This window comes from Fibrobacter sp. UWEL, from assembly GCF_900142535.1.
In the GTDB taxonomy this organism is placed as follows: domain Bacteria; phylum Fibrobacterota; class Fibrobacteria; order Fibrobacterales; family Fibrobacteraceae; genus Fibrobacter.
The window spans coordinates 1-22,262 of sequence record NZ_FRBE01000006.1 but is presented as its reverse complement, the minus strand read 5'-3'; the positions used below and the strand labels follow the sequence as shown (position 1 = coordinate 22,262).

Here is a 22,262-nt window from a genome sequence, read left to right as displayed (position 1 = left end):
TTCATATGCAGAATGAAACTCTAACGACCCTGGAAACCCGCCGTAGCTGCCGTAAGTTCAAGCCGGATATGATCACGGACGAAGAATTGGAAGCCGTGATCCGCGCAGGTACTTTTGCGCCTTCCGGAAAGAACCAGCAGTCTTCCATTATCATCGCGGTTACCAACAAGGAAATGCGCGACCAGATTGCGGAGGAAAATCGCAAGATCGGCGGTTGGGATGAGGGGTTCGATCCTTTCTATGGAGCACCCGTTATTCTTATCGTAATTGCGGACCGAGATGCAAACAACGGTTCCGGAACTTACATCAATGACGGAAGTCTCGTTATGGGCAACTTGATGAACGCCGCCGCTAGCATTGGCTTGGGTAGCGTCTGGATCCACCGTGCTCGCCAGGAATTCGAGAGCGAGTTCGGCAAGTCCATTCTGGAAAAGCTGGGCATCAAGGGAAACTACGAAGGCATTGGCCATGTGGCTCTGGGATATCGCTTGACTCCCGTCCCCAAGGCTCTGCCCCGTAAGGAAAATTACGTTTATTATATCCGCTAATCTTCGCTGGGCTTTGCCACGAACCGGCAGAACCGAGCGATCAGATCGTTTTCCACGTACTCCTCCTGAATCTGGAGGAGTCTTTTTTCTATACCGTCAATAGGGCTATTGGCTCTTTCGTAATAGAGATCCGCTTCCTTTGGAAATTCCGGATGGAACTGTACGCCCCAGCAGTTGCGGATGCGGAAGGCGTGATGTTCTTCCTGTTCGCTGGTGGCGAAAACCTTTGCTCCCGGGGGAACTTCCTCGGCGCATTGGTAATGGACGCAGTAGAAGGGAACCTCCTTCTTGCTGTATCCTCCAAAGATTTCGTCGTCGCTTACGATGAAGGAGATTTCCTTAAGACCGATTTCCGGGCCTTCGGGCTTGGGGGCGGCCTTACCACCCAGCAGGTGAGCCAGGAGCTGGTGACCATAACAAATTCCAAAAACGGGTAGGAAGGGGCGGGCTTCCAGCAGGTCCTGCAGCGTATCAAAGCAAAGCGCATGGTCTCTATCCGGATCCGTGACCATGTCGTGGGAACCGGTAATGATGATTCCTGAAATTTCGTGAGACCTGACGTAACGAGGTAAATCCTGGTGGGACACGATGGCGGTGGATGTTTTCAGTTCCTCGGGAACTCTTTCATAAATCCATTCGGAAAAATCCCCAATGCGTTCTACAAGATCCGCATAGGTGCTGCCCATGTCTAAAATTATCAGGTTCGTCTTCATACTTGCGAAGTTAGGAAGGGCCTATTATTTTGGAAAGTGGCCAAAAAATGTTTTTTTACGGATATTTTTGGCGGAAAAGGACTTTTCTTTACACTTCTTTTCTATTTGGGGGATTTGTTGATTTTTCTGTTCCAGAATGTGTAATTGTCATTTTTTATTTTATATCCGTATGAAAAAGATTTTGATTGTTTTTGCCTTGGTGATTGTTGCTGGTCTTGCCTGGTTCTTGATGCCTTCCAAAGGAACTTTGGAATCCGAGACCTTGGTGTCAGCGGGGTCTCAGGAAAAGGAAGTGACGTTGTTTTCTGTTGCCGCTGATGCCAATATGGTGATGGTTGCTTCCGTGGGGTTGGGGAAAGAGGAACGTCGCAAGGTGATTAGCGGCCGTCTTTACGAAAATTTCGTACAGCTTTTGAAGACGAATGGCGGGTGGGCCGCTCAGGATACCTCCAATACGGATTGCAAGGTGGGTGCTCGTTTGGAGTTTTACCGCGATACGGTCCTGTTGGGAGAATTCCGTCTGACGGACCGCATCCGTCGCGATGATGTGTTGGGCGCGTGGGTTCCTCGCCGCATTGCCAAGATCCACAAGTTTCTGAAAGATCAGGGTGCCCAGTTTATGGGCTGTGGGGACAACGCTCCCGCCGAAAGCGAACTTCAGGACTCCGCCGGAAGTGCAAGGCCTGTGCTGACCATGCCTCAGTTTGGCGCTGCCCGCAAGGCAAAGAAAAATATGGAGCGTGATTCTATCCGCAATCGTGTGGCTCAGTCCGCCTCTGAAATTTCAAAGCTGGATTCGTCCGTAAAGGGCATGTCTGAAAATGCAGTGAATATGCTGGAAGAAATGATTCTTCCTGCGGATACGGCTGTCGGTGAACCTTTGGCAGAACGTTTTGCCCGCTGGAATCGCGTGGAAGTGGTGTTCTTTGATTCCAGTATGGCAACCCAGGCGGAAAAGTCATTTGCTCTTGATGAAAAACAAATGCAAACTCTTGCGGGCTTGCTGAAACGCCCGACTCTGGAAACCTTCGCCATGAGCGAAAGAGCTCCTACGAAAAACGATGTCGTGATTACTTTGTACAAAGACTCCGCTCCCGAAATGGAACTGTGGGAGATGAATGACCAGAAATTCAACGTTTTGCTGAAGCGAACCATTCAACCTTCGGGCTATACCGAAAATGAAGGATTCTGGATTTCCTCGGATCCGGCTGCCCTTCAAGCCTTCTTTGAGGGATTGAAATAAGTTTCTCTTCTTTACGATAGCTTTGTTCTTTCTATATTTCGCCCCGAATTAAGAGGTGAAAATAATGAACAAGTTTATCAAGACCGCTCTCGTCTCTGCCGCTGTGGTGGCTGCCAGCTCTGCTCTGGTTGCCTGCGCCCGTGGCAATCAGATGAATAAGCCTGAAACATTCCAGAACAAGACTGGTGTCATTGGCGTATTCCGTCAGGCTGCTTTCTACTGTTCTGATATTGCTCCCCAGTATATGACCTTGGGTGAATCCAAGATTCTTGTGAAGCCTAGCTGGAGCAACGAACAGGATAACCTGTTCTACAGCGAAATGAAGCCGGGTATTGCCACCCTGTATTCCTACGAATATACCTGCTCCAATGAAGAAAGCAAGCTGGTGCTGGATACTGCAGACAATGGCAAGAAGGCATTCCCCGTTTCCGTGAAGATTCCCGAATCTGGCTTCTGCAAGATTGTGATTTCCTTCCTGGAAAATGACAAGCTGTTCAATCATGATGACGATTTGCTGTCCGAACAGTTCATGCAGAATGAAGTAGCCCTGAAGTATGGTGATGTTCCTTACTGCGATGTGATTGACACCAAGGGCAACACGGTTTCCTTCATGGATCGTGACTCCCTGAATCGCGCTAATTACGAAACTGCTCTTGAAGCCTCTCGCAACTTGACTGCTGAAGATGCCTACCCGCTGGTGGCTCTGGATGGTCGCGGTCTTGCTCAGACCAGCGGTGACAACTCCCAGGTGGTGTTGGTCTCCTGGCACAATGATGCGAACAAGTATACTGACAATTCTACCGTCAAGCTGGATGGCGAAACCCTGTGGGCATTTGCCGACAAGGAATTCCTGAAGTGGTTCCAGGAAAATAACGACAAGGTGACCAACTGGAATCTGCGACTGAAACAGCTCTTCGGTAAATCTCCGGATTTCGATGCTGGTTATTTTACTGTTTATTGGGCTAACGTGAAGGATGTGTTCCGCCCCGCCTATGTGCCTGAAACGGGTGACGTGATGATGAATGCCGCTTTCTCTTCTAGCTTTGAAGAAGACACCAGCGATAACGCCATGTGGTTCAAGAACTGGTTCCAGGAAACGGAACACAAGGCAAAGTCCAGAGATGGTGGCTTTATGTGGACTCGTTTGGGTTACACCTATGACTGGGGCCGCACCGATGGTGGCAAGTATGGCCTGACCGAATTCATCGTGAGGGATGGTGCTGAAATCGAAGTGAAGTTCACTCGCGGTACCAAGGGCTTCCTGAACTGGATCAAGGATCGCAAGTTCTAATTAGATCCCTGAGTTTGCCGGAGGGCAAGATTACTTTTGGACGAGGACCCGCCACAACTGTTGGCGGGCTTCTTTGTATTTGCGCTCGAAGGCGGTTTCCGGATGGATCGGCTGGAAGGCTTCGCAAGTGATGGTGGGCAAGATTGGTGAGTCGGCCGAGGCGTTGCTGTCTGCCAGGATGCGGGCGGCTTCTGCAAATTCCCTGGCGTAGATTTCCCAGTTGGTACGTAACTCCGTGACGTGTCCCAAGGCCATCATGGTGGAAAAAATGGGATGGAGGTGGAACCTGCGGGTGGCTTCACTTTCCTTAGGCCAAGGATTGGGGTAAAAGACTGCGTGATGCGGGATGGTCCAGCGGCCAGCCTGTACTTCGTCCAGCGCCAAGCGCCAGAAATCCAGAAGTTCTCCGCGGACCCAGAATGCATTGGCGGGTACCGCGAGATTCTCTTTGTCATTCTCGCGAAGGCGAGAATCTAGCGGTGAAACATTTTCTAGCTGATGTTCGTTTCCCGCCTTATTCAGACGGACGGCGGACTTGTCGATCCCGATGACGGGTACGCCTGGAAACCTGCGGGCCAGATGGAGGGTGCTTTCTCCCGTGCCGCAACCGGAGTCTAGAATAACGGGAAACGCTCCCTTCGCGATTGGATCTGTAAGATCCCCGGTCGAGCCGGGGATGACAACTGGAATTGAGCCGGTGGTCTCATAAAAATTCTGGACGAACTGTCTTGCGGACTCAAAAGCCTCGCGGGTATGGTCTGCTACCGGGCGTAAAAAACGGGTGGCTGCATACTTGCGAACCACCTGTTCAAGATTTTTATAAATGTCCGTCTGGTTAGATGTGACGGCTTTGGGATTGTAGCTTTGGCTGCAATCTTTATCGCTCATTAGCGTGCCCAAATCTGCTGGCGATCGCCGCCAATCAGTTTGATGTCATCCAGCCACAGCTCGCTTACGGGCGTGTCTTCGCCATCTGCCGGTTTAACATACTTGAAGAGCCATGCAATCTGGGTAGCGCAGGTCAAACTTGTACCAGGTTGTACATGTTCGGCGATGGGCATGGTAAATGTACTCCAATCATCGTTGGGTTTGAACTCGCTTTCGAAGATGACATTTTCCTTGTATTCTTCGGTAGAGTCTCTGTCGGGAATGTGCATTACCTTAAATACGAGGGTGGCTGCGCCCTTGGCTCTGAAGGAAACGGATTCAACGGAGGAAATGTCGTTACATAGCTTCTTGTCGCTCTTGCCGAGTTCTACTCCTATAAGTGCCCATCCACCATTGTTGATAACCATTTGAACGTGGGCTGCGATGTTGCCGTTTTCTTCCTTATCCAAGGAGATGAGACCGTCTTTAGTCAGGTTTTGCGCTTCAACAGCGTCTTCTTCCATGGTGAAATACCACCAACCACCGTCATAGGTGTGGGGCAGCATAAAACGGTGCTGGTAATTGCTGTCCTGGAAGTCTTCCAGGAGCAATGCTTCCTTTTCTTCTGCAAAGGACTTTGCTTCAATTTGTTCGCCGGCTTCCACTGCCACATAGGACATGGAGGTGTCGATGGATTCACTGGGAACGAATACCAGGCTTATGGCGCCTGCAGGTAAGGAGTTGATTGTGAAGTTGCCATCTACAACGGGGGCGGAATGGTCCATGCCGCGAATCTTGATGGTACCGTTACTTTCGCTAACCTTACCAGAAACACTGACGGTTTTTTCCAGGGCGGCAAGACCTAATTCCTGCTTGTTACCATCGTAGTCAATACTCATCTGGAGCGCTTCATCACCTTGGGTTGCTTCCAGAATGTAGCTACCCTTTGGCATATCGGGAATGGTGATGTTGCCGTTACGATCTGCTTTGACGATGCGTGCACTAGCTGCGCCATCCAGGCTTTCGCTGTCGATAATCTTGATCTTTGCCGAGGTGGCAGGCTTTGCGTCTGCGGTCAAAAGCTGTGCGGTAATGGCGTTGCCCGCTTCGGAACCGGAGGGACCGCCACCTGCGACTTGGCTATCAGAACATGCTGAAAGACCAAGGCCAAAGCCAAGGACTGCAGAAACAGCTAATGTTCTGTAAGACTTATGCATGTCCAAAAGATATAAAAAATCGCTGAAGTGTCTCATTACGCCCCCTTCTTAGGAGGCTCAGAACCCGTGCAGGGGTCGTCCACCTTGTTGGACAGGGGGTACATTGCGATGTTCAGTGCATAGACGCGATCGGCACGTTCGCTCTTGCGGGCAAACTGCAGGAGGCCACGACGGAATTCCTCGATACGATGGCGGATTTCCGGAAGGTCGGACTCATCGGCGGTAAATACCACGCTGGAGATGTCACGATCGTCGGGCTTATGACGGTCAATGGATTCCAGTGCCAGTTCCAGAGTGCGTCTGTGGAAGTCTCGGACGGCAGTGCTCTTCACTTCGCCGCCGGTACTTACGATCTGGTCTGTAATGTTCCAGCCGCCGTTTCCATCGGGGACAACAAGGCCCAGCTGCTTCATGACGCCCAGTGCATTGCGGGCTTCGTCCTGAGAAATAGCCGGAGTCAGGTTGGCTGCCAGCTTGTTCAAATCGCTGGTGTCCTTGGTAATGCCAATGAGGGCGCGGAGAGCGGCGCATGCCCAGCTACCGAAGTAGGAAAGTTCCGGCGTAGAAAGAACGCGGGTTTCCAGGGAGCGCAGTTCCATCAGGCGGTAGTACAGTTCAGAAAGAGCCTGCTTCGCCTTGGTCTTGTTAAAACGGTAAAGAGTCTTGAAGTATTCGGCACGACGGTCGTCCAGACCGCAAAGGCGGATAAACACCGGCAGGGTGCTTTCGTTCAGGTGGCCTTCCTTCTGGAATACACGAACAAGCCAGGCCGGGTCAACGCCGGTCTTTTGGCCGAGATAGCGGTATGAGGTGAACGGATTGTCCTTTTTAGTCTCGACAAACCAATCTCTCAAAAATTCGCGATATTCTAGATACTCTAATACTTCAGGCATGTTCATAAATTTATACAAAAGTAGTTATCTAGAGTTCAACCTTAAAGGGGGTGTTGAGAAATGCCGTTGAAATTTTTTCAACAGGTGTTGTAAAACCCGTATTTTACGAAAAATGGCGATTTTGTTGAAAAATCGCCATTTTTCAAGACGCAAGGGGCTTTGCCCCCTGGACCCCCCAGGACATTTGCTACGCAAAGTCCTGCCGCCTCGCGTTCCACTCGGCGGTTTAGAACGTCTAAATGCCTAGGCGAGCGGGCGAAAGCCCGCAAAGCCATCTCGACAGCCTTTGAGGAGGCGCTTTAGCGCCCCTCAAACACAAAAGGTCTGCGCCCCCCCCCTACATCATTATAATCCCGGTTTCGCGTTCCGTAACTGTACAACAGGCGTCGTCGAAGGCCTCGGGGGTGGCGATAATGACCACTTCTTCCTTGGCGCGGGTGATGCCCGTGTAGAGAATCTGGTTGGTGAGCAGGGGGTGACCCTTCTGTTTGGGTAGGAACATGGTTACGTGCTTGTACTCAGACCCCTGGGACTTGTGGATGGTAATGGCAAAAGCCGGTTCCAGGGAGTCCTCGGGCAGCAGGGAGAGGGGGTAAAAGACGAAATCGTCCTTCTTCAACATGAGGTAGGGACGTTCCTCGTGGAAAATCACCACTCCGGTGTCGCCGTTATACAACTTGTACATGGCCTGATTCTGGGTGAGGATCAGGAGCTGTCCCGGGAAGTACCTGCTTCGCGGGGGGACGAAATCCGGTGCGAATCGGCGGCAGTAATTGATCCAGTGACCGCGAATTTTCTTGCAGGCCACCTTGTTGAGGTTTTCTACCCCGCAGGTGCCTCTGCGTTCTGCGGAAAGTAATCGCAGGGAGAGGGTCAAGTTCCAGAGTTTTTCACGAATGCTGTTTTGTTCGTCTCTCTGCTGTTCATTCAGGAGGGAAGCGTCGGGGATGATTTGTTCTGCAAGTTCCGGCAGGATGCTGAAGGGTTCCAGAGTTTCGCAAACCAGATTCTGGACCTGTTCCTCGAACAGCCCGCCCATTCCATCCAGAGATTTCAGCAGGATTTTGTCCTTGGGTTCTGTGCGGTTTTTGTGTCGGGCGGCTTCGCGGACTTTTTCCTGAATTTCCAGGAAGGAAACGGGACCGGTTTCGGATCCTTCCGCACGGGCCTGGATGGCGTGGGCTAGCTGCCCGATGTTTGAATCATCGGTAAAGCGGTTGGACTTCAAGAGCTTCACCACAAAATTGCGACTCCTATTTTGATGGGAGAGGATTTCTCCCAGAACAGCACCTGCTTCCACAGAAGGGAGCTGGAACGGATCGCCTAGAATGAAAATGCGGGAGCCCGCGGCAATGGCCTGCAAAAGAGCGGCGAACAGCGAGATGTCAATCATGCTGGCTTCGTCAATGACGAAAATGGTCCTTTCGCTGAATTGGGTTTCGCTATTGTAGTAGAACTTTCCTGTTTTGGGGAGGTACTTGAGCAGACGATGGATGGTGTAACTTTCAAGACCTTCCAACTTCTTGAATATAGGACTGTTCTTAAATTCGTCATTGATGTCGGCTAGGCCGCCTGCAATACTTTCGCGCATGCGGTCGGCGGCCTTTCCGCTGGGAGCTGCCAGCTTGATTTCCCAATCCTCAAGGTACTGAGGGTTGTTTTCCAGAAGATTCCACAGGATGTAGAGAACCACGGTGGTCTTGCCGGTACCGGGGCCGCCTGTAATAATTAGATTTTCCTTTTGCCCGCGAAGAATGGCCTGAGCCTGCTCTTCGTTAATTCGGAATTCTCCTTGAGGATTTTCTTCGTTGGTGAATCGCGGATTCTTCTTGTGGAGTGTAGCTACCTTCTGGGTGCATTTCTTTACGTCGGCTTCGGGGAAGTTCTTGCCGTCGGTAAAGTGAGTAGTGGCTGCGTTTTCGATGGCAACTTTTGCCTTGTAGTACTTGGTGGCGAAAATGAAATTTTCCTTCACCACGAAAAGTTTGGTGGTGCCGTTCCAATCAATGATGTTGGTGTACTTGTTTTGACGGATGTCTACGATGCCTTTTTCCACTACGGATTTAAAATCACTGGCGCTGGGCATTTCTGCGGCGTCAATGCTTAGCATCAATCCGTTCCACTTGGTTTCCCATTTCTTGTAGAAAATTTCGGGATCCAGGGAAAAACGGGTATTGCCCTCTTCCTGGAGGGATAAAAGCATCAGGAGATATTTCTGGGCGTCTGCGGAAATGTCGGGCTGTAAATCCTGTACGAACTTTTGAAGGTGCGCGTTAATGGCGGCGATACCTCGGGCCTCTCGCAGCAAGTCGAAGAATTGAGAGACAGAACCATTTGTGATGATATCCTTAGTCATTGTCTTCGTCTCCTTCCTGTGCTTTTTTCTTGGTCATCAGACTCTTAATTTTATCGAAGGCTTTTTGCAAATCGTCAAATGTTTTCCAGGTGTGGGCGTAAATGCCGCTGCCCTTGCCCTCGCAGGTGCCGCGAAGGAAGACGTAGTAAATACCACCGAAGTGCTGATTGAAAATTTCTTCGTCGGATTTTTCCGAATAGAATTGCTTGAGCCACTTGATGAGGCAATAGCTGTAAAGAACTCGCTGGATGGAGTAGTCCTCGTCTACCTTTGCCTGGACGGCTGCATCGCTGTAGATGTCGTTTTCAAGGACGTCGGATTTCCAGTCCAGAATGCTGTAGCGATTATTGCGGACAAAGACCATGTCCATAAAGCCCTTGAACATGCGGACGATATAATCGCTGGCTTCGCCACATTCTGCAAGAGTGGCATTCACGTTGAATTGACATTCCTTCTTGATACAGCTGGTGGGGATGCTTACCAGCGGGAAGGATTCCTCGGTATGCTCCCCGCCGGTAATGGCAGGAAGTTCCGCGTGAAGGGTGTTCCACACTATTTCTGCGGTATAGTCTGTCCATTCCTTTTGATGCTTCCAGATGGGGAGACCTTGTTTCTTGAAATGATCGTCAATAAGGTTCACCAGCTGGGCGTGATTCTTAGCGGATTCCAGAGTTTTAACGATCTGACCGAATTCCTGGAATTTCAAATTTTCAAAAATGGAATGGAGTGCGTTACCCAGCTTGTTGCCCTTGGGATATTTAATCAGGCTAGCTTGAATTGCTGCACCTTGGGCGTCGTTGCCGTCGTCCTTATTGGAACGATCTCCACCGGTTTCGCTGACGGATTCGTCGGCCTTGCCGTTCAATGTGGAGTAGGAGAATTGCAGAACACTGAGCTTGGCCATGTTCTTCTGCAGTTCATCTGCATAAAGTTCTTGCTGCTCACGGGAGCCTGCATCCTGTTCTCCGCGGGAGGAATCGCTGAGAGGCTTCAGGATTTGAGTCTTCACGATGTCACGCAACAGGCCGGGACGTTCTGGATTCCATTTGCATTCGGGAAGCGGTTCCGCATATTCCTTATGGTTGTCCCACAGGTTGTTGAACGCACGTCCCAGAAATTCAAATTCAGGTTTGTAAGCATCGCTGTCTTTTACATGCCATTTGAGATAGCGGGGCATAATCAGGACGGAGGAGGCGCGGGTGAAATCCACGTAGAACAGACGTTTCCATTCTTCGATTTCTTCGGACTTGCGAACAGCCTTATCCTCGCTTTCAAAACCCATCTTGGTGGATTCCCCTTCGTGATAGATGAAGGGTCCGCTGACGTTATCGTTAAACTGTTTGAAGCCTGCGACGGAAATGACTACGGGAAATTCCAAACCCTTGGATGCGTGAATGGTCATGACCTGAACGGCGTCGAAGTCCGTTCCCTTGGCCACCAGGTTGCCGTCTTCGTCATCGGTGTCGGCGTTGTCGTTACGTAGACCTTCCAGATGGCGGATAATGTCGCTGAGGCTTGCGTTATTCTGATAGAGGAATGCGATGCAGTAGTTACCAATCTGACGGAGCTTTGCCAGGTTCTGCAGCATGGAAAGATCCATCAGGTGCTTTTCTACCTGAGTATGCTCGTAGACCTTTTCCTGTAATTCTGCAAAACGTCTTTTTTCTGCAAGAGCTTTCCATTCCTGGATTCGCTGGCGGACAATATTCATGGGATCATCAAAGAGATCCTTTTCGGCGTCCGAAAGCTTTACGCGGAAAAAGTCCGTAATCAGAACTTCGTTTAAAAGCCTGCGGTTACGGGCTGTAAAGTCGTTGGCGTCGATGGCCTTGAACAACGCGATCCATTCTGCACATTCCCTGCCGTTAAACAGGTTGGTGTCCTTATAGCGGGCGAAGGGAACGCCTGCGTTTCGCATGACGTCTTCAATGATTTCCATTTCAGAACGGGTGCGGGCAAGAACCGCGAAATCCTTGAAGGTAACGTTTCGCAGTTCTTTGGGATTGTCCTTATCGAAAACCTGCAATGCGGTTTTGGGCGTGCCATCTACATTCTTGAATGTGCAGAACTCAACAATCTTTTCTACAGCCGCCTGAGCGAAGGCTGTTTCATCAATTTCCTTTTCGGGAATGATGAAGGGCAACTGCGGTTTGCCATTGAATGTGGGTTCTTGCTTGATGGCGCCTTCCGGGAAATGAGATTCCGTGAAGGTGATTGCGGCAACGTCCGGAGATTCTGAATTTTCCGGAGCTTCGTCGCTTTGAGTCTTGGCGAAAAAGTCCTTGCCTTCAACAGCTTCAAAAAGGTGGTTGCAACCTTCAATAATGCTCTTGGTAGAACGGAAGTTGTTTACCAAATCATTCTTGACGCCTACGGTCTTAATATGTTCAATAGCCTTCTGGTAGACGTTAACGTCTGCGCCCTGGAAACTATAGATGGATTGCTTGGGGTCGCCTACCACAAAGATGGGGCTGAACAACTGCTTGAAAATATCCCACTGCAGCTGGTTGGTATCCTGGAATTCATCAATGATCGCATAACGATACTGCTTGCGGAGTTTCTTGCAAAGCAGAGACTCGCCACCCTTAGAATCTTTGGCGAGAACTGCGTGATGCACCGACAAAATCATGTCATTGTAGGATTGACACTTGTGGGTGTCCTTGTAGGATTGCCACTTGCTGAACAAATCCGGAGTCTGCTCAAAGAGGAAAATGTTCTTGATGACATTCCCGATCTTTTTGTAAATACCAGCGGAATCGTCCAAGCCTTCGTAGAAAAGGTTCAGCGCATCGAAAAGTTCTGCAGGCTGGGCGCTGATCAGTTCGTTACCAAACTGCGGCGTGCCGAAAATCTTTTTGTCGCCGCTGCCGTCCCACACTTCCAGGGTTTCAAGGAATGCCTTGACGCTTTTGCCGTTTTTGGCTACGTCCTTATTCTTCTGGTGCTGAACTGCATCAAAGGTGGCGTCTTCATATTTTTTCAAGGTGAGATAAGCTTCGCCTACAGCCTTGATTTTCAGGAGCCCTGCAAAGCCACCTTGTTCCAGCATGGCACAAACTTCGTCACGGGTAGCGCTAATGTTGCCGAAGGTCAAACCCTTTGGCTCACTCAACTTGACGATTTCGCTTCCATTGTTGTCGGCGCCTTTATACATATTGATGGAATTGCAGAGCAATGCGGAAAGTCCGTCAATAAGGCTTTGTGCCTTGACGCCTGCGCTCAACAGGATTTGATAAAGCTGGTTGTCAAGCCATTTGCTGCGGGACCATTCCGCCACAATTCCTTCCACGAAGTTTTCGTCGATCATGGCCATGTCAAAAGGTCGGCCTGCGTCATAGGCGTTCTCGCGAAGTGTTTTTTGGCAGAAAGAATGGATGGTGAAAATGGGGGCGTTGTCTACTTCACGCAAAGCTTCTGCGAAAAGCTGGATGTCCTTCACCTTGTTGAAATCAGGATCGTCCTTGTTGTCCTTATTCAATCTTTGGGTGTCGAGAACTTCCTCAATTTTTTTGCGGATACGATCCTTCAATTCACCAGCGGCCTTTTCCGTGTAGGTGACAATGAGAATCTTGCTCAGCGGTGTGCCGTCGTTAATGAGACGTGCCACAATCTGCTGGATGGTGTATGTCTTGCCCGTTCCTGCGGAGGCCTCGATGCAGAGGCTCTTGGACGGATCGAAACTGTTGTTGGAACCGATGTTCAGACTATCAAAATTCATATTCCCCTCCCTTAGCAAACCACGTTCAACTTGATGAGTGATTGCTGATGTTCCCTGGCTTCATTCCATTCGCTGGGGAAGGTTTCTAGGGGAGTGAAGCCCACGTCTTTTCGCTTGTCGAACATGTTGCGCTTTCCGAAGAATTTCCAGACGTCAGAAAGATCCTTGGCGTAGTCACCAAAGTTACTGTATTCGTTGCCTAGCAAATCTGCGGGGGCTGCCTTGGAATACTGTTCCACAAATGCGGTGCTGTAGATTTCCTTCAGCAACTCCACTGCCTCGGAGGAAGACATGGAAACACTTGCTTCTGCAGGTTTCACTGCTTCCAGATCGGAACTGTAAATAGAAATCTTGATGGTTTCCTCCGCATCGCTCTTCTTTTGTGCGATGAGGGCAAGGGCCGCTACGTAAGTGTTCAAATACTTGCTCTGTTTGAAGTTGGGCGTCTTGGTGGGAGACTTGGGCTTGGTGGACGTGATGGACACAAGATGGTTTCGATCTGCGTTGCACCAGGGAAGAGTTCCCGAAAGTACCCAACGGATATCCTGACCATTGATATTCTGCAGGATGACAAGCTCCAGTTTTTCTTTATTACTCCAGGAATCAGACGCCTTGGCGGGAGCGTCTCCTTCTGTAGATTCCATCTGGCCAATAACCCGATTACACTTGTGTTCACAACTATCCAGAAGTTTGTTTCCGTACTTGTTGTCAGGCAGTTCGCCGTTCAGTTTCAGGTCGTGGACCAGTTTGTCCTTGTCGTCCTTGTTGCCTGTAACGGCTGCGGTTACCATGGCGTTGACTAGCACGCTGTTGCCCAGGTTGTTAAAATCCACAGGTTCGAAGTATTCTGATTCTGGATCCACATCGTCTTCACGTTCGTTAGTGTCCAGCATTCTTGTAATGCGGAACTGGAAGGGATCTTCCAGGAACTTCTGGATTTCTCGGAAACTTACGCGTTCTGGATTCTTGATGGTATTTTTATCACCCAGGTCTTCCCATTGCCAGTGGAAACGGGTGCGCTTACGGGCTTCTTCTGCATTGTCGGCGGGATTCACCATGCCGTCGTAAGTAGCGCGGTTACGCCATTCCTTGGGAGTGAACAGTTCGCTGTAGGGTCGCTTTTCATCCAGGGGAGTTTCTGTTTCGGGCCAAATATTCTTGATGGCGTTCTTGTTTTCTTCAATCCAAGTTTCGGCTCCGTCGCCATATTTCTCCTTGGCGGATTTCTTAATGGCGTTCTTCAAGAAATTTCGGATGTCGCTAATGATGGAAGAGGCGTACAGGTCTTCGTCCTTAGCGATGTTCTTGTTCACGTAGCTTAGGTGGAAACTACTGGAAGTACTCATCAGCTGGCACAGGAACGCATAACGCTTCTTGGCTACGGGTGTGTCATCGCCGGGCCAGGCCACCACATTGTTGCGAAGGTCCAAGGTGCTCTTGGGATTGTTCCCCGGGAATGCGCCAGAACTTGCACCGATAAAGAAAACATGCTTTACTGGGATAATGCGGTTGGGAATGAACTTCGCAAAAGTAACGCCGTTCACAAAAAGGTTCCCGCAGCTGTATTCCGTACTTTCGGCGGCGCAGTTCAAAGTCTGGATAATGCAGGGCCAGGAAATTTCCTTACGGCCTGCGTCAAACTGATGCTTCAGAATTTCAAAGCCGGTACTGATCTGCTTGTAGACGATGGTTTCGCCAGCGAATCCGTCGGGAGCGAACGGCATGGAAATCCAGTTGGAAAGCTTATCGATGACTTCGTCCATCAATTCCGGCGTCACGGCCTTGTGAGTCTTTGCGAAATCAATCCACTGGTCCAGTTCGTCAATGGTATCAGCGAACTTGCAGAGACTCTTGTTGTTGCTGCTGGCGATATCGGAGTAGGGACGAAGTTCCTCGCATTGCATAGAACCGTTGGGGAAGTCCTCATCCGTAAATTTGGACAGCAAAAGTCTGCGAAGACCATTCTTCCAGTCGCCCTGCTTTTCATTGCGGTCGCGATACATGTGGATGTTTTCGATCCAGCCTTCCCAAGCTTCCACATCTTCGTCGGTAATACCGCGGGTGTGCTGCACCACGGGATTTCTCATCAGGCTAAAGAATGCGGGCCTGTTGATGGTCTGAATTTCCGGATCCAAGAGACCGCAGAGAACCGCCAATGCATTTGCTGTCAAGGAGGCGCGGGCAGGGGAGTCTACGATGGAGAAGGGAATATGGAGACCATCTTTTGACGTCTGGTCGAACGCCTGGTAGATGGCGGTGCGGTAACTGTCCAAATCAGGAGAGAACACCATAATATCGCTAATGCGGTTGACGGGCTTCCCGTCGGCATCTCGTTCACTCAGCAACTTGCAAATGCGGGAATGCAACACCTGGATTTCTCTTTCGCGGGTGGGCGCGGAGGTCAAGGAGAATGTTGCGTCCTCGGCGAACCCACCGCGGCTCTTGCCTGCGTCAGCCTCGAAATACTCCAGCAAATCCTGACTGCTGTTTTTACGCTGGGCAATCATGGACTGTACTTGTTTCAAAAGACCGGCGCTGTTTTCGTCGGCGCAGTTCTCGCCAGATGTCCCCAATCCGTCTTCAAATTCAAAATCGTAATTGGCTGCTTGACACCACAGTTTAATATTGTCGCGACCGGAACGTCCCCAATTGCAGAGCAATGCGTTTTCATTCTCGGAATCTACGCCTTCTTCCACTTGAGCGCTGTTTTCCAATTCATCCGGAGACGCGTCGGAAACAGAAACGTGAAGACGTTTCTTTAGATCTTCGGGCAGGTCGTTACCGCCACTGGTCCAGCGGTTGCCGGATTTTTCCCAATGGTGGTATTTGCCTGGTGCCGCCACGTCTTCCCAGAAGTCCATACAGGGGTTCTGGATGAAGGCGTAAATGTCATGTTCTTCTGCAAACTTTTGCAGGATCACGCGATAGAACTGACCCATACCGCTCAGACCGAAAATAAATACAGGGAGAACGTTATCGCCGTCCGTAAAACTTTCGCAGTGGAATTTTTCGCAGGTCTTGTACAGGAAGGGAATGGTCAAGTAATTGACATTTACAGGGCCTTCCATGCCGGCATTCTTGCGGGCGTTCATGGCGTCAAAGGCGCGGGTCAGCAAGGAGGGCTTTTTCCCATCCTGATGGAAAATCTTGGAATAGAGCTTTCGCTGCCACTCTTCACGAGGACTGCCATCAAAGAAGTCCTTTAGATCACCCTGCTTCCAGCAATCCAGAATGCCTAGAGCCTTACCGTTTTCGTCGCACTTGCCTCCGCGAGTCAGTACAAACCCAGCAGGCCTGGAAGTCTCGTATTCCAGGAACATGGAGGCCATTCTCAATGATAAATCGAAAATGTGGTTTTCGTCTAGTTTGCCATCCACTTCCAAATAGCGGACCACTTCATCACCCAGGCTCTTGTAATTGGGCTGGGCATTTTCGTCCGTTTCGTAAAGGTAGGCGAGAATCACGCTCTGCAGCACATCGCTGTTCAGCTTCTGCTTGGTAATATCGTCACCGACTAGAATTTCCATGAGGAATCGGTCGATCATCATGGAATTAAAGTTGGCTAAAGTTCCCTGCTTTTGAACCCAGCGCAGGCGGAACCATTGTTCCATTTTAGGGTCAGGAAAGACAATGATGGGGGCCACAAAGGGATTTTTCCATGCGGCTTTAACGGTTGCCATCAAGTGATCGGCAAGGCTTTCAAGATTCAGAGCGAACTTTAAGTGAAGCATAGTGGCAATATATTTTTAAAAAGGAGATTTGTTCTTTTAGATTATCGTTTTTATCCCTCATTTTGTCAAATCTTTTTGTTTGCCATTGGATTCCCTCCCCTGGAAAACTATTTTTGCGCAAAGGAGAAAATTATGTGGTCTGCTCGAATTCCTCTTATTTACGTGGCTTCCCTGCTAGCCATGTTCTTTTTAGCCTGCGAAGATTCCACCAGCGCGTCCGGCGTCCGGGATTCTAAAAGTGTTGTAGATACGGTTTATGTCGTCGACACCATCTATAAAAATGGCGATTCCGTTGTGGTGACCAAGAAGGATACGGTGATTCTCAAAGCCGACACGGTCGTGGTCCGTGACACTGTTCTGAAAATTGAACGAGATACGATTCACGATACTCTCGATGCCCAGGGTAATGTGATTCCTTCTTGTGGTGATGTGGACTTTGATAGTACGAAACAGTTCTGTTACCAGGGAAAGGCTTACCCCTTGTGCAAGGGTAAAACCTATAACACCGACAGCGTGGTCTGCGTAAACGACATCGAAGTCGTGGGCTGTGGCGGAACGGTTTTTGATTCTACCAAGAGCATCTGTTATAAGAATAAACCGCATGAACGATACGTTCAGCTAGGCAATCGTCGATACGAATACTTTGTAGATGAACGTGATGATCAGTATTATCGCAGTGTAAGGATTGGCAATCAGGTATGGATGGCCCAGAACTTGAATTACAAGGTGGACAGCAGCTGGTGTGCCGGCGGTCATGTGGCTTCCTCTACGGAGAATACCTTGGGTGATTGCGAAAAGTACGGCCGTTATTATCGGTGGGCCGGAGCCATGAACATTCCAAACGAGTACAACTATATTAGAACCACCGCTGTCGTGGATACCACCAAGGATTACCAGGGCGCATGTCCCAATGGCTGGCATGTTCCCAATCATAAGGAGTGGTATGCCCTAGAAGATTATATCTACACGGTGGTGGATCCTGATTCCGCCTACTCCCTGGATGTGCATCTGAAGTCCGATAGTCTGTGGGCTGATGGATATGAGGAAGTTGATGGCGAAAAGGTGATGGTGCCCAAGGGCAGGAATACGGTTGGATTCAACGCCCTTCCTGTGGGCTGGCATTACATAAGCGTGAGAAATGATGGCGTTATCGTAGGTTCGCTCTTCTTGGACTTTACCCATGATACCCGATTCTGGAGCGTCAATGAGACTGGTGAAAGTAACGCCTTTGTGTATGCGGCGGATCATGATTATAATCGTAAAACTCTTAAGTATTACTCGAGCGTCGCTTCCGTAAAGCATGGTGGCTGGTCCCTTCGCTGCATCAAGAATGCTCAATAATTCAAAAATTGCTATTTAACAACGCATTTTTATGAAAAAATAGGGATTCCCGAATACGGAATCCCTTTTCTTATACTAGATTACAAGCTGCAAGTTTTTATCTAAAGATTTTATATAATCTGGAGCATTATTATGGAAATTAAGTGGAAAAATCCCGACGCAAAGTTTGACCGCCTCGTTCTCGCTGGCGATATCGGTGGTACCAACACCAATCTGGGTATCGTAGGCTATAAGGATGGCAAGTTCACCCTGATTCTGGAAACGGTCTGCCCCTCCAAGGATATTGACGGTCTGGATGCTCCCATTCGTGAAACTTTGAAGATTGCTGCCGAAGCTCGTGCAGACTTGAAGCCTACCCACATTTGCATTAGCGCTGCAGGTCCTGTTGCCAATAACAAGTGCGTCATGACCAACCTGCCCTGGTCTGTGGATGGAGAAGCTCTCTCCGCAGCAACCGGCATTCCTACTCTCGTGATTAACGACTTCATGGCCATTAGCTACGGCATCCCCACTCTGGATGTGGATGATCCGGAACAGATCCACAAGCTGGTTCATACCGATGGTAGCGTTCCCGCTCCCCAGGCTGCTACCAAGGCTGTGATTGGTCCGGGTACTGGTATGGGCGTTGGCTTCCTGGCATTTGACGGTCAGAAGTACATTCCCGCTTCCTCTGAAGGCGGCCACTCTACTTTCGCCCCCTTTGATAAGGACTCTCAGGAATTCCACGACTACATGGAAAAGAAGATCGGTACCGTTCCCGGTGTAGAACCGCTCGTTTCCGGCATGGGCCTACGTAACATGTACGAATGGTGGAAGGAAACCCGCGGCGTTCCTAACAATGAATACTTCCAGAAGATCGAAGAAACCGAACCCAACGATCGCCCCAAGTACATTTCCCGCGCTAGCGACAACGATCCCGTTGCTGCAGAAATGATGCGCCTCTTCGTGAAGATGCTGGCACGTTTCGCTTCTGACGCTTCTACCCTGTTCCTCCCGCTGGGTGGCTTCTACCTGGCTGGCGGCACCGTCCAGAAGGATCTCCGCTGGCTGGAACGCGATAACCTGTTCATGCAGTACTTCGAAAAGAACTACAATCCCAACATCCGCCCGCTGTTGAACAAGATTCCGGTGTACGTGATTAAGGATTACAGCATCAGCCTCTACGGCGCTGCCAACGCAAGCCTGAATCTGCAAAAGTAAATATAAGGCTCCTGAGCCTGCCGAAGGGCCGGCTCCTGCGAGTCATCCTGAGCGAAGCGCCGAAGGTGCGGAGCCGAAGGATCTAGCAACAAGTTCCCGATAGGTTTAAAACCATCGGGATTTTTTGTTTATCAGAATGGGTTTAAGCCAGGCAGTATTTCTGGCTGCGTCCGCCTTTCGGTGCGGCCTTGAAAACGCCCTTGGAGATCATTCCCTGAATTTCTCGGAGGGCGGTGTCGTGGCTGGCTTCCAGGATGAGGGCCACGTCCTTCGCTGAGAACAACTGAGGGAGTTTTCCGGAAAGAGCTGCGTCTAAAAGCATTTGCTGGCGGACACTTAAGGCGGCGCCGGCGAAACGCTGCTGTTGCTGGATCTGGCTTGCCTTCGCGGTAAGCGTCCGGAGTGTTTCTTCCATGGCATCCTGCAGTCGCTGGAGGAACCACAAAATCCATTCCGTAATGTCGCCACTGCTACGCTGGGCCTTATTTAGAATGCTCATGTATTCATCGCGGCGAGCAAGAATCTGACTGTTGATGGGGTAGAGGTATTTGCCGAAATCGCTGGAACGCACCAGCTGCATGGCGGTAATCATTCGAGCCAGGCGGCCATTGGCTTCCTCAAAGGGACGCAGGGTCAAGAACCAGAACTGGGCAATGGCGGCCTTTACTATTCCGTCCAGAGGCGAAGTCTCGAACCAGGCGATGAATTTTTCAACCAACTTAGCCAAACTCTCGTGATGCGGCCCCACAAAGGATAATTCCGCAGGAGCATTTCCGCTTGTGATTTTGTTGTCCGTATTGCGGAGTCGGAACGGATTCTTCTTGCTTAGCGCGCTGTGCCAGTTGAAAAGACGTTCCGTAGTGAATGCTGTACTTGCATTCTGAATTGCGCCAAGACTGTTGATGATAAAATTTCGAGATGCCTTGGCTCGCTTCTCCACATCGGCGCGGATGTCTTCCAGATTCAAATCGTGATGATCTATTGAAAAACTGGCTGCAATTTCCTGCGTAATAATTTCTGCTTCCAGTTCCTGGGCTCCGCAAATTTCTGCAAGGCCAATCAATTTCCCTTGGGTGCGTCGCACTAGCCCCAGCGCATTCATAATGGCCTGGGAATCGTATCGGAAATGGGTCCAGTCGGGATATTGATGAACGTATAGCATTGAATTCAAAATTAAAAAAAATTGGGGATGGAGGATTTTTCTATCTTGCGTACCTATGAAATTTGAAGAACTTCCTTTGGCACAACCGTTGCAGCGCGCCGTTCGCACTGTAGGCTACGAAACTCCCACTCCCATTCAGGAACAGTCCATCCCCAGCTTGCTGGAAGGTCAGGATCTGCTGGGTATTGCCCAGACGGGTACGGGAAAGACCGCCGCTTTTGCGCTGCCTATTCTGCAGCGTCTGTTGGACTCTGGAAAGTTCCGCCAGCCCAGAACCTGCCGCGCCCTGATTTTGCTCCCCACTCGTGAGCTTGCCATTCAGGTGGAAGAATGTTTTAAACAGTATGCACAATACACCGCAATTTCTACCGCCTGTATTTTTGGTGGCGTTAGCGATGTGAAACAGAAGAACGTTCTGGTTCGCGGTGTGGACGTTCTGGTGGCAACTCCGGGTCGTTTGCTGGATTTGATTGGCCAGAAGGCTGTGACCCTTAAGAATGTGGAATTCTTCGTTTTGGATGAAGCCGACCGTATGTTGGATATGGGCTTCATTCATGACATTCGTAAAGTGGTGGGAATGCTTCCGGGCAAGCGCCAGAACTTGTTCTTCAGCGCAACCATGCCTAAGGAAATTTCTGACTTGGCTGCTACCATCTTGCGCCCCAATCCGGTTCGCGTCGAAGTGGCTCCCCAGAGCACTCCCATTGAACGCATCCGTCAGGAACTTTATCGCATTGATAAGCGCCGCAAGGGCGCCCTCCTGAAGGAACTGCTTTCTTCCCACGAAGAAATGAAGAAGGTGCTGGTGTTTACCCGCACCAAGCACGGCGCTGACAAGATTGTGCGTGTGTTGGAAAAGGCTGGTGTTAAGTGCGCTGCCATTCACGGCAACAAGAGCCAGAACCGCCGTCAGGAAGCTCTTGGCAACTTCAAGAGTGAACAGATCCGCGTACTGGTGGCAACCGACATTGCTGCCCGTGGTATCGATGTGGATGATGTCACACACGTTTTCAATTACGATCTTCCCAATGAACCGGAAACTTTCGTGCATCGCATTGGCCGCACGGCTCGCGCAGGCAAGGAAGGCGTTGCCATTTCCTTCTGCGCACCTGACGAAGAACAGGATTTGCGTGCCATTGAAAAGTTGACCAAGGTGAAGATTCCTGAAGGCGACAAGGCTATCTACGAAAAGTTGCCCGAACAGCAGAAGGAAACTCCCGAAAGTGAAATGCGTAATGCCCGCGGACGTTTGCCTCGTGGCCAGAAGGGTGACCGTCGCAATGACCGTCGTGACAATCGCCAGGCTTCTGGTGAGGGCGAAGATCAGCAACCTGCAAAGTTTGATTGGCGTAAGCACCAGGCTGACAAGCGCAATGCTCGCGCAGCTGAACAGGCCCGCGAAAACGGCGGCGACCGCGGTGAAAACCGCCCACAAACTCGTGAAGAACGCCGTGGCAATCGTGCAGAAAAGTTCGGCCGCAAGCCGGAACGTCGCAATGGACAAAATGGTGAAGAACGCCGCGACGATAACCGCCCGCAGAATTTTGCAAAGAATAACGCCGCCGGCGATGACAATCTGAACCGCCGCACCATCGGCAAGAACCGCCCCGGTTCCCGCGCCCGCAAGCGTATGCGTGAGCAGGCTGCCGCCTCTGCCGCAGCTGCAGCTGCCCGCGGCGGAAAATAGCGGTTTCAAAACCTCTGACAAATAAAGTCAAAAAAGACCCCGACTCTTGCGAGTCGAGGTCTTTTAAATTGCTTGATCCCTCGACTCCGTCGCTTTCGCGACTTCGCTCGGGATGACACTGGGGCGCGCGAACGCCCTATTGTCCATTAAGCTTTATAATCAGCGATCTGATCAGCGGTCAGGTTCATGACAAAGTTGGAGTGCTTCATCACTTCTGCTTCAGCGAGGTTCAGGTAAACCTTGGCGCTCTTGCCGAACAGTTCTGCGTTTGCAGAAGCGTCGCGGATAAGGAGCT

Annotated in this window: 15 protein-coding genes; 6 read left to right on the top strand and 9 right to left on the bottom strand. The window is 50.4% G+C overall.

The window, feature by feature from the left end; genetic code table 11:
• Window positions 1–5: 5 nt before the first annotated feature.
• On the top strand, window positions 6–548 hold the full coding sequence (locus BUB59_RS05330) for a nitroreductase (protein ID WP_073226612.1): 543 nt from the start codon (window positions 6–8) through the stop codon (window positions 546–548).
• On the opposite strand, the gene BUB59_RS05325 is transcribed toward BUB59_RS05330, so the two are convergent.
• Window positions 545–1,261 (bottom strand): glutamine amidotransferase-related protein, encoded by a 717-nt coding sequence (locus BUB59_RS05325; protein WP_083540184.1) that lies wholly within the window; start codon window positions 1,259–1,261, stop codon window positions 545–547. The genes BUB59_RS05330 and BUB59_RS05325 overlap by 4 nt on opposite strands.
• 169 nt (window positions 1,262–1,430) lie before the next feature.
• Here BUB59_RS05325 and BUB59_RS05320 point away from each other — a divergent pair, with 169 nt between their 5' ends.
• A complete protein-coding gene (locus BUB59_RS05320; RefSeq protein ID WP_073226606.1) occupies window positions 1,431–2,504 on the top strand; it encodes a hypothetical protein in 1,074 nt (357 codons plus the stop codon).
• A 64-nt stretch (window positions 2,505–2,568) separates the two neighbouring features.
• Window positions 2,569–3,795 carry a hypothetical protein gene (locus BUB59_RS05315; RefSeq protein WP_073226603.1) on the top strand — a complete coding sequence of 409 codons (1,227 nt, stop codon included), beginning with the start codon at window positions 2,569–2,571 and terminating at the stop codon, window positions 3,793–3,795.
• Between the two features lie 30 nt (window positions 3,796–3,825).
• Here the strand turns inward: BUB59_RS05315 and BUB59_RS05310 are convergent, their stop codons facing one another.
• The 6 genes from BUB59_RS05310 to BUB59_RS05285 form a co-directional block, all read right to left on the bottom strand.
• Window positions 3,826–4,683, bottom strand: a complete 858-nt coding sequence (locus BUB59_RS05310) for a methyltransferase domain-containing protein (protein WP_073226600.1) — start codon at window positions 4,681–4,683, stop codon at window positions 3,826–3,828.
• On the bottom strand, window positions 4,683–5,879 hold the full coding sequence (locus tag BUB59_RS05305; RefSeq protein ID WP_143160243.1) for a DUF4198 domain-containing protein: 1,197 nt from the start codon (window positions 5,877–5,879) through the stop codon (window positions 4,683–4,685). The genes BUB59_RS05310 and BUB59_RS05305 overlap by 1 nt, the downstream gene beginning before the upstream one ends.
• A 35-nt stretch (window positions 5,880–5,914) precedes the next feature.
• Window positions 5,915–6,772 (bottom strand): TIGR02147 family protein, encoded by an 858-nt coding sequence (locus BUB59_RS05300; RefSeq protein WP_073226978.1) that lies wholly within the window; start codon window positions 6,770–6,772, stop codon window positions 5,915–5,917.
• Between the two features lie 337 nt (window positions 6,773–7,109).
• On the bottom strand, window positions 7,110–9,128 hold the full coding sequence (locus BUB59_RS05295; RefSeq protein WP_073226595.1) for an ATP-dependent DNA helicase: 2,019 nt from the start codon (window positions 9,126–9,128) through the stop codon (window positions 7,110–7,112).
• Window positions 9,121–12,846: a UvrD-helicase domain-containing protein gene (locus BUB59_RS05290; protein ID WP_073226592.1), complete on the bottom strand. Its 3,726-nt coding sequence runs from the start codon at window positions 12,844–12,846 to the stop codon at window positions 9,121–9,123. The genes BUB59_RS05295 and BUB59_RS05290 overlap by 8 nt, the downstream gene beginning before the upstream one ends.
• 11 nt (window positions 12,847–12,857) lie before the next feature.
• Entirely contained in the window at window positions 12,858–16,577 is a 3,720-nt protein-coding gene (locus BUB59_RS05285; protein ID WP_073226589.1) for an exodeoxyribonuclease V subunit gamma, read from the bottom strand.
• A gap of 132 nt (window positions 16,578–16,709) precedes the next feature.
• Here BUB59_RS05285 and BUB59_RS05280 point away from each other — a divergent pair, with 132 nt between their 5' ends.
• Window positions 16,710–17,918, top strand: a complete 1,209-nt coding sequence (locus BUB59_RS05280) for an FISUMP domain-containing protein (protein WP_143160242.1) — start codon at window positions 16,710–16,712, stop codon at window positions 17,916–17,918.
• A 132-nt stretch (window positions 17,919–18,050) separates the two neighbouring features.
• Window positions 18,051–19,118 carry a glucokinase gene (locus BUB59_RS05275; RefSeq protein WP_073226584.1) on the top strand — a complete coding sequence of 356 codons (1,068 nt, stop codon included), beginning with the start codon at window positions 18,051–18,053 and terminating at the stop codon, window positions 19,116–19,118.
• 142 nt (window positions 19,119–19,260) lie between these two features.
• On the opposite strand, the gene BUB59_RS05270 is transcribed toward BUB59_RS05275, so the two are convergent.
• Window positions 19,261–20,280, bottom strand: a complete 1,020-nt coding sequence (locus tag BUB59_RS05270) for a Fic family protein (RefSeq protein WP_073226581.1) — start codon at window positions 20,278–20,280, stop codon at window positions 19,261–19,263.
• Window positions 20,281–20,335: 55 nt separating this feature from the next.
• Between BUB59_RS05270 and BUB59_RS05265 the strand changes: the two genes are divergently transcribed.
• On the top strand, window positions 20,336–21,967 hold the full coding sequence (locus tag BUB59_RS05265) for a DEAD/DEAH box helicase (RefSeq protein WP_083540183.1): 1,632 nt from the start codon (window positions 20,336–20,338) through the stop codon (window positions 21,965–21,967).
• 146 nt (window positions 21,968–22,113) lie between these two features.
• On the opposite strand, the gene BUB59_RS15695 is transcribed toward BUB59_RS05265, so the two are convergent.
• Window positions 22,114–22,254 (bottom strand): Acyl-CoA dehydrogenase C-terminal domain-containing protein, encoded by a 141-nt coding sequence (locus BUB59_RS15695; protein WP_083540194.1) that lies wholly within the window; start codon window positions 22,252–22,254, stop codon window positions 22,114–22,116.
• Window positions 22,255–22,262: the final 8 nt, after the last annotated feature.

Bases quoted from the DNA above. Each gene is read 5' to 3' on its own strand.
- BUB59_RS05270 (WP_073226581.1), bottom strand. From the start codon at position 20,280: ATGCTATACGTTCATCAATATCCCGACTGGACCCATTTCCGATACGAT.
- BUB59_RS05285 (WP_073226589.1), bottom strand. From the start codon at position 16,577: ATGCTTCACTTAAAGTTCGCTCTGAATCTTGAAAGCCTTGCCGATCAC.
- BUB59_RS05280 (WP_143160242.1), top strand. From the start codon at position 16,710: ATGTGGTCTGCTCGAATTCCTCTTATTTACGTGGCTTCCCTGCTAGCC.
- BUB59_RS05305 (WP_143160243.1), bottom strand. From the start codon at position 5,879: ATGCATAAGTCTTACAGAACATTAGCTGTTTCTGCAGTCCTTGGCTTT.
- BUB59_RS05275 (WP_073226584.1), top strand. From the start codon at position 18,051: ATGGAAATTAAGTGGAAAAATCCCGACGCAAAGTTTGACCGCCTCGTT.
- BUB59_RS05310 (WP_073226600.1), bottom strand. From the start codon at position 4,683: ATGAGCGATAAAGATTGCAGCCAAAGCTACAATCCCAAAGCCGTCACA.
- BUB59_RS05265 (WP_083540183.1), top strand. From the start codon at position 20,336: ATGAAATTTGAAGAACTTCCTTTGGCACAACCGTTGCAGCGCGCCGTT.
- BUB59_RS05325 (WP_083540184.1), bottom strand. From the start codon at position 1,261: ATGAAGACGAACCTGATAATTTTAGACATGGGCAGCACCTATGCGGAT.
- BUB59_RS05315 (WP_073226603.1), top strand. From the start codon at position 2,569: ATGAACAAGTTTATCAAGACCGCTCTCGTCTCTGCCGCTGTGGTGGCT.
- BUB59_RS05330 (WP_073226612.1), top strand. From the start codon at position 6: ATGCAGAATGAAACTCTAACGACCCTGGAAACCCGCCGTAGCTGCCGT.
- BUB59_RS05295 (WP_073226595.1), bottom strand. From the start codon at position 9,128: ATGACTAAGGATATCATCACAAATGGTTCTGTCTCTCAATTCTTCGAC.
- BUB59_RS05300 (WP_073226978.1), bottom strand. From the start codon at position 6,772: ATGCCTGAAGTATTAGAGTATCTAGAATATCGCGAATTTTTGAGAGAT.
- BUB59_RS05320 (WP_073226606.1), top strand. From the start codon at position 1,431: ATGAAAAAGATTTTGATTGTTTTTGCCTTGGTGATTGTTGCTGGTCTT.
- BUB59_RS05290 (WP_073226592.1), bottom strand. From the start codon at position 12,846: ATGAATTTTGATAGTCTGAACATCGGTTCCAACAACAGTTTCGATCCG.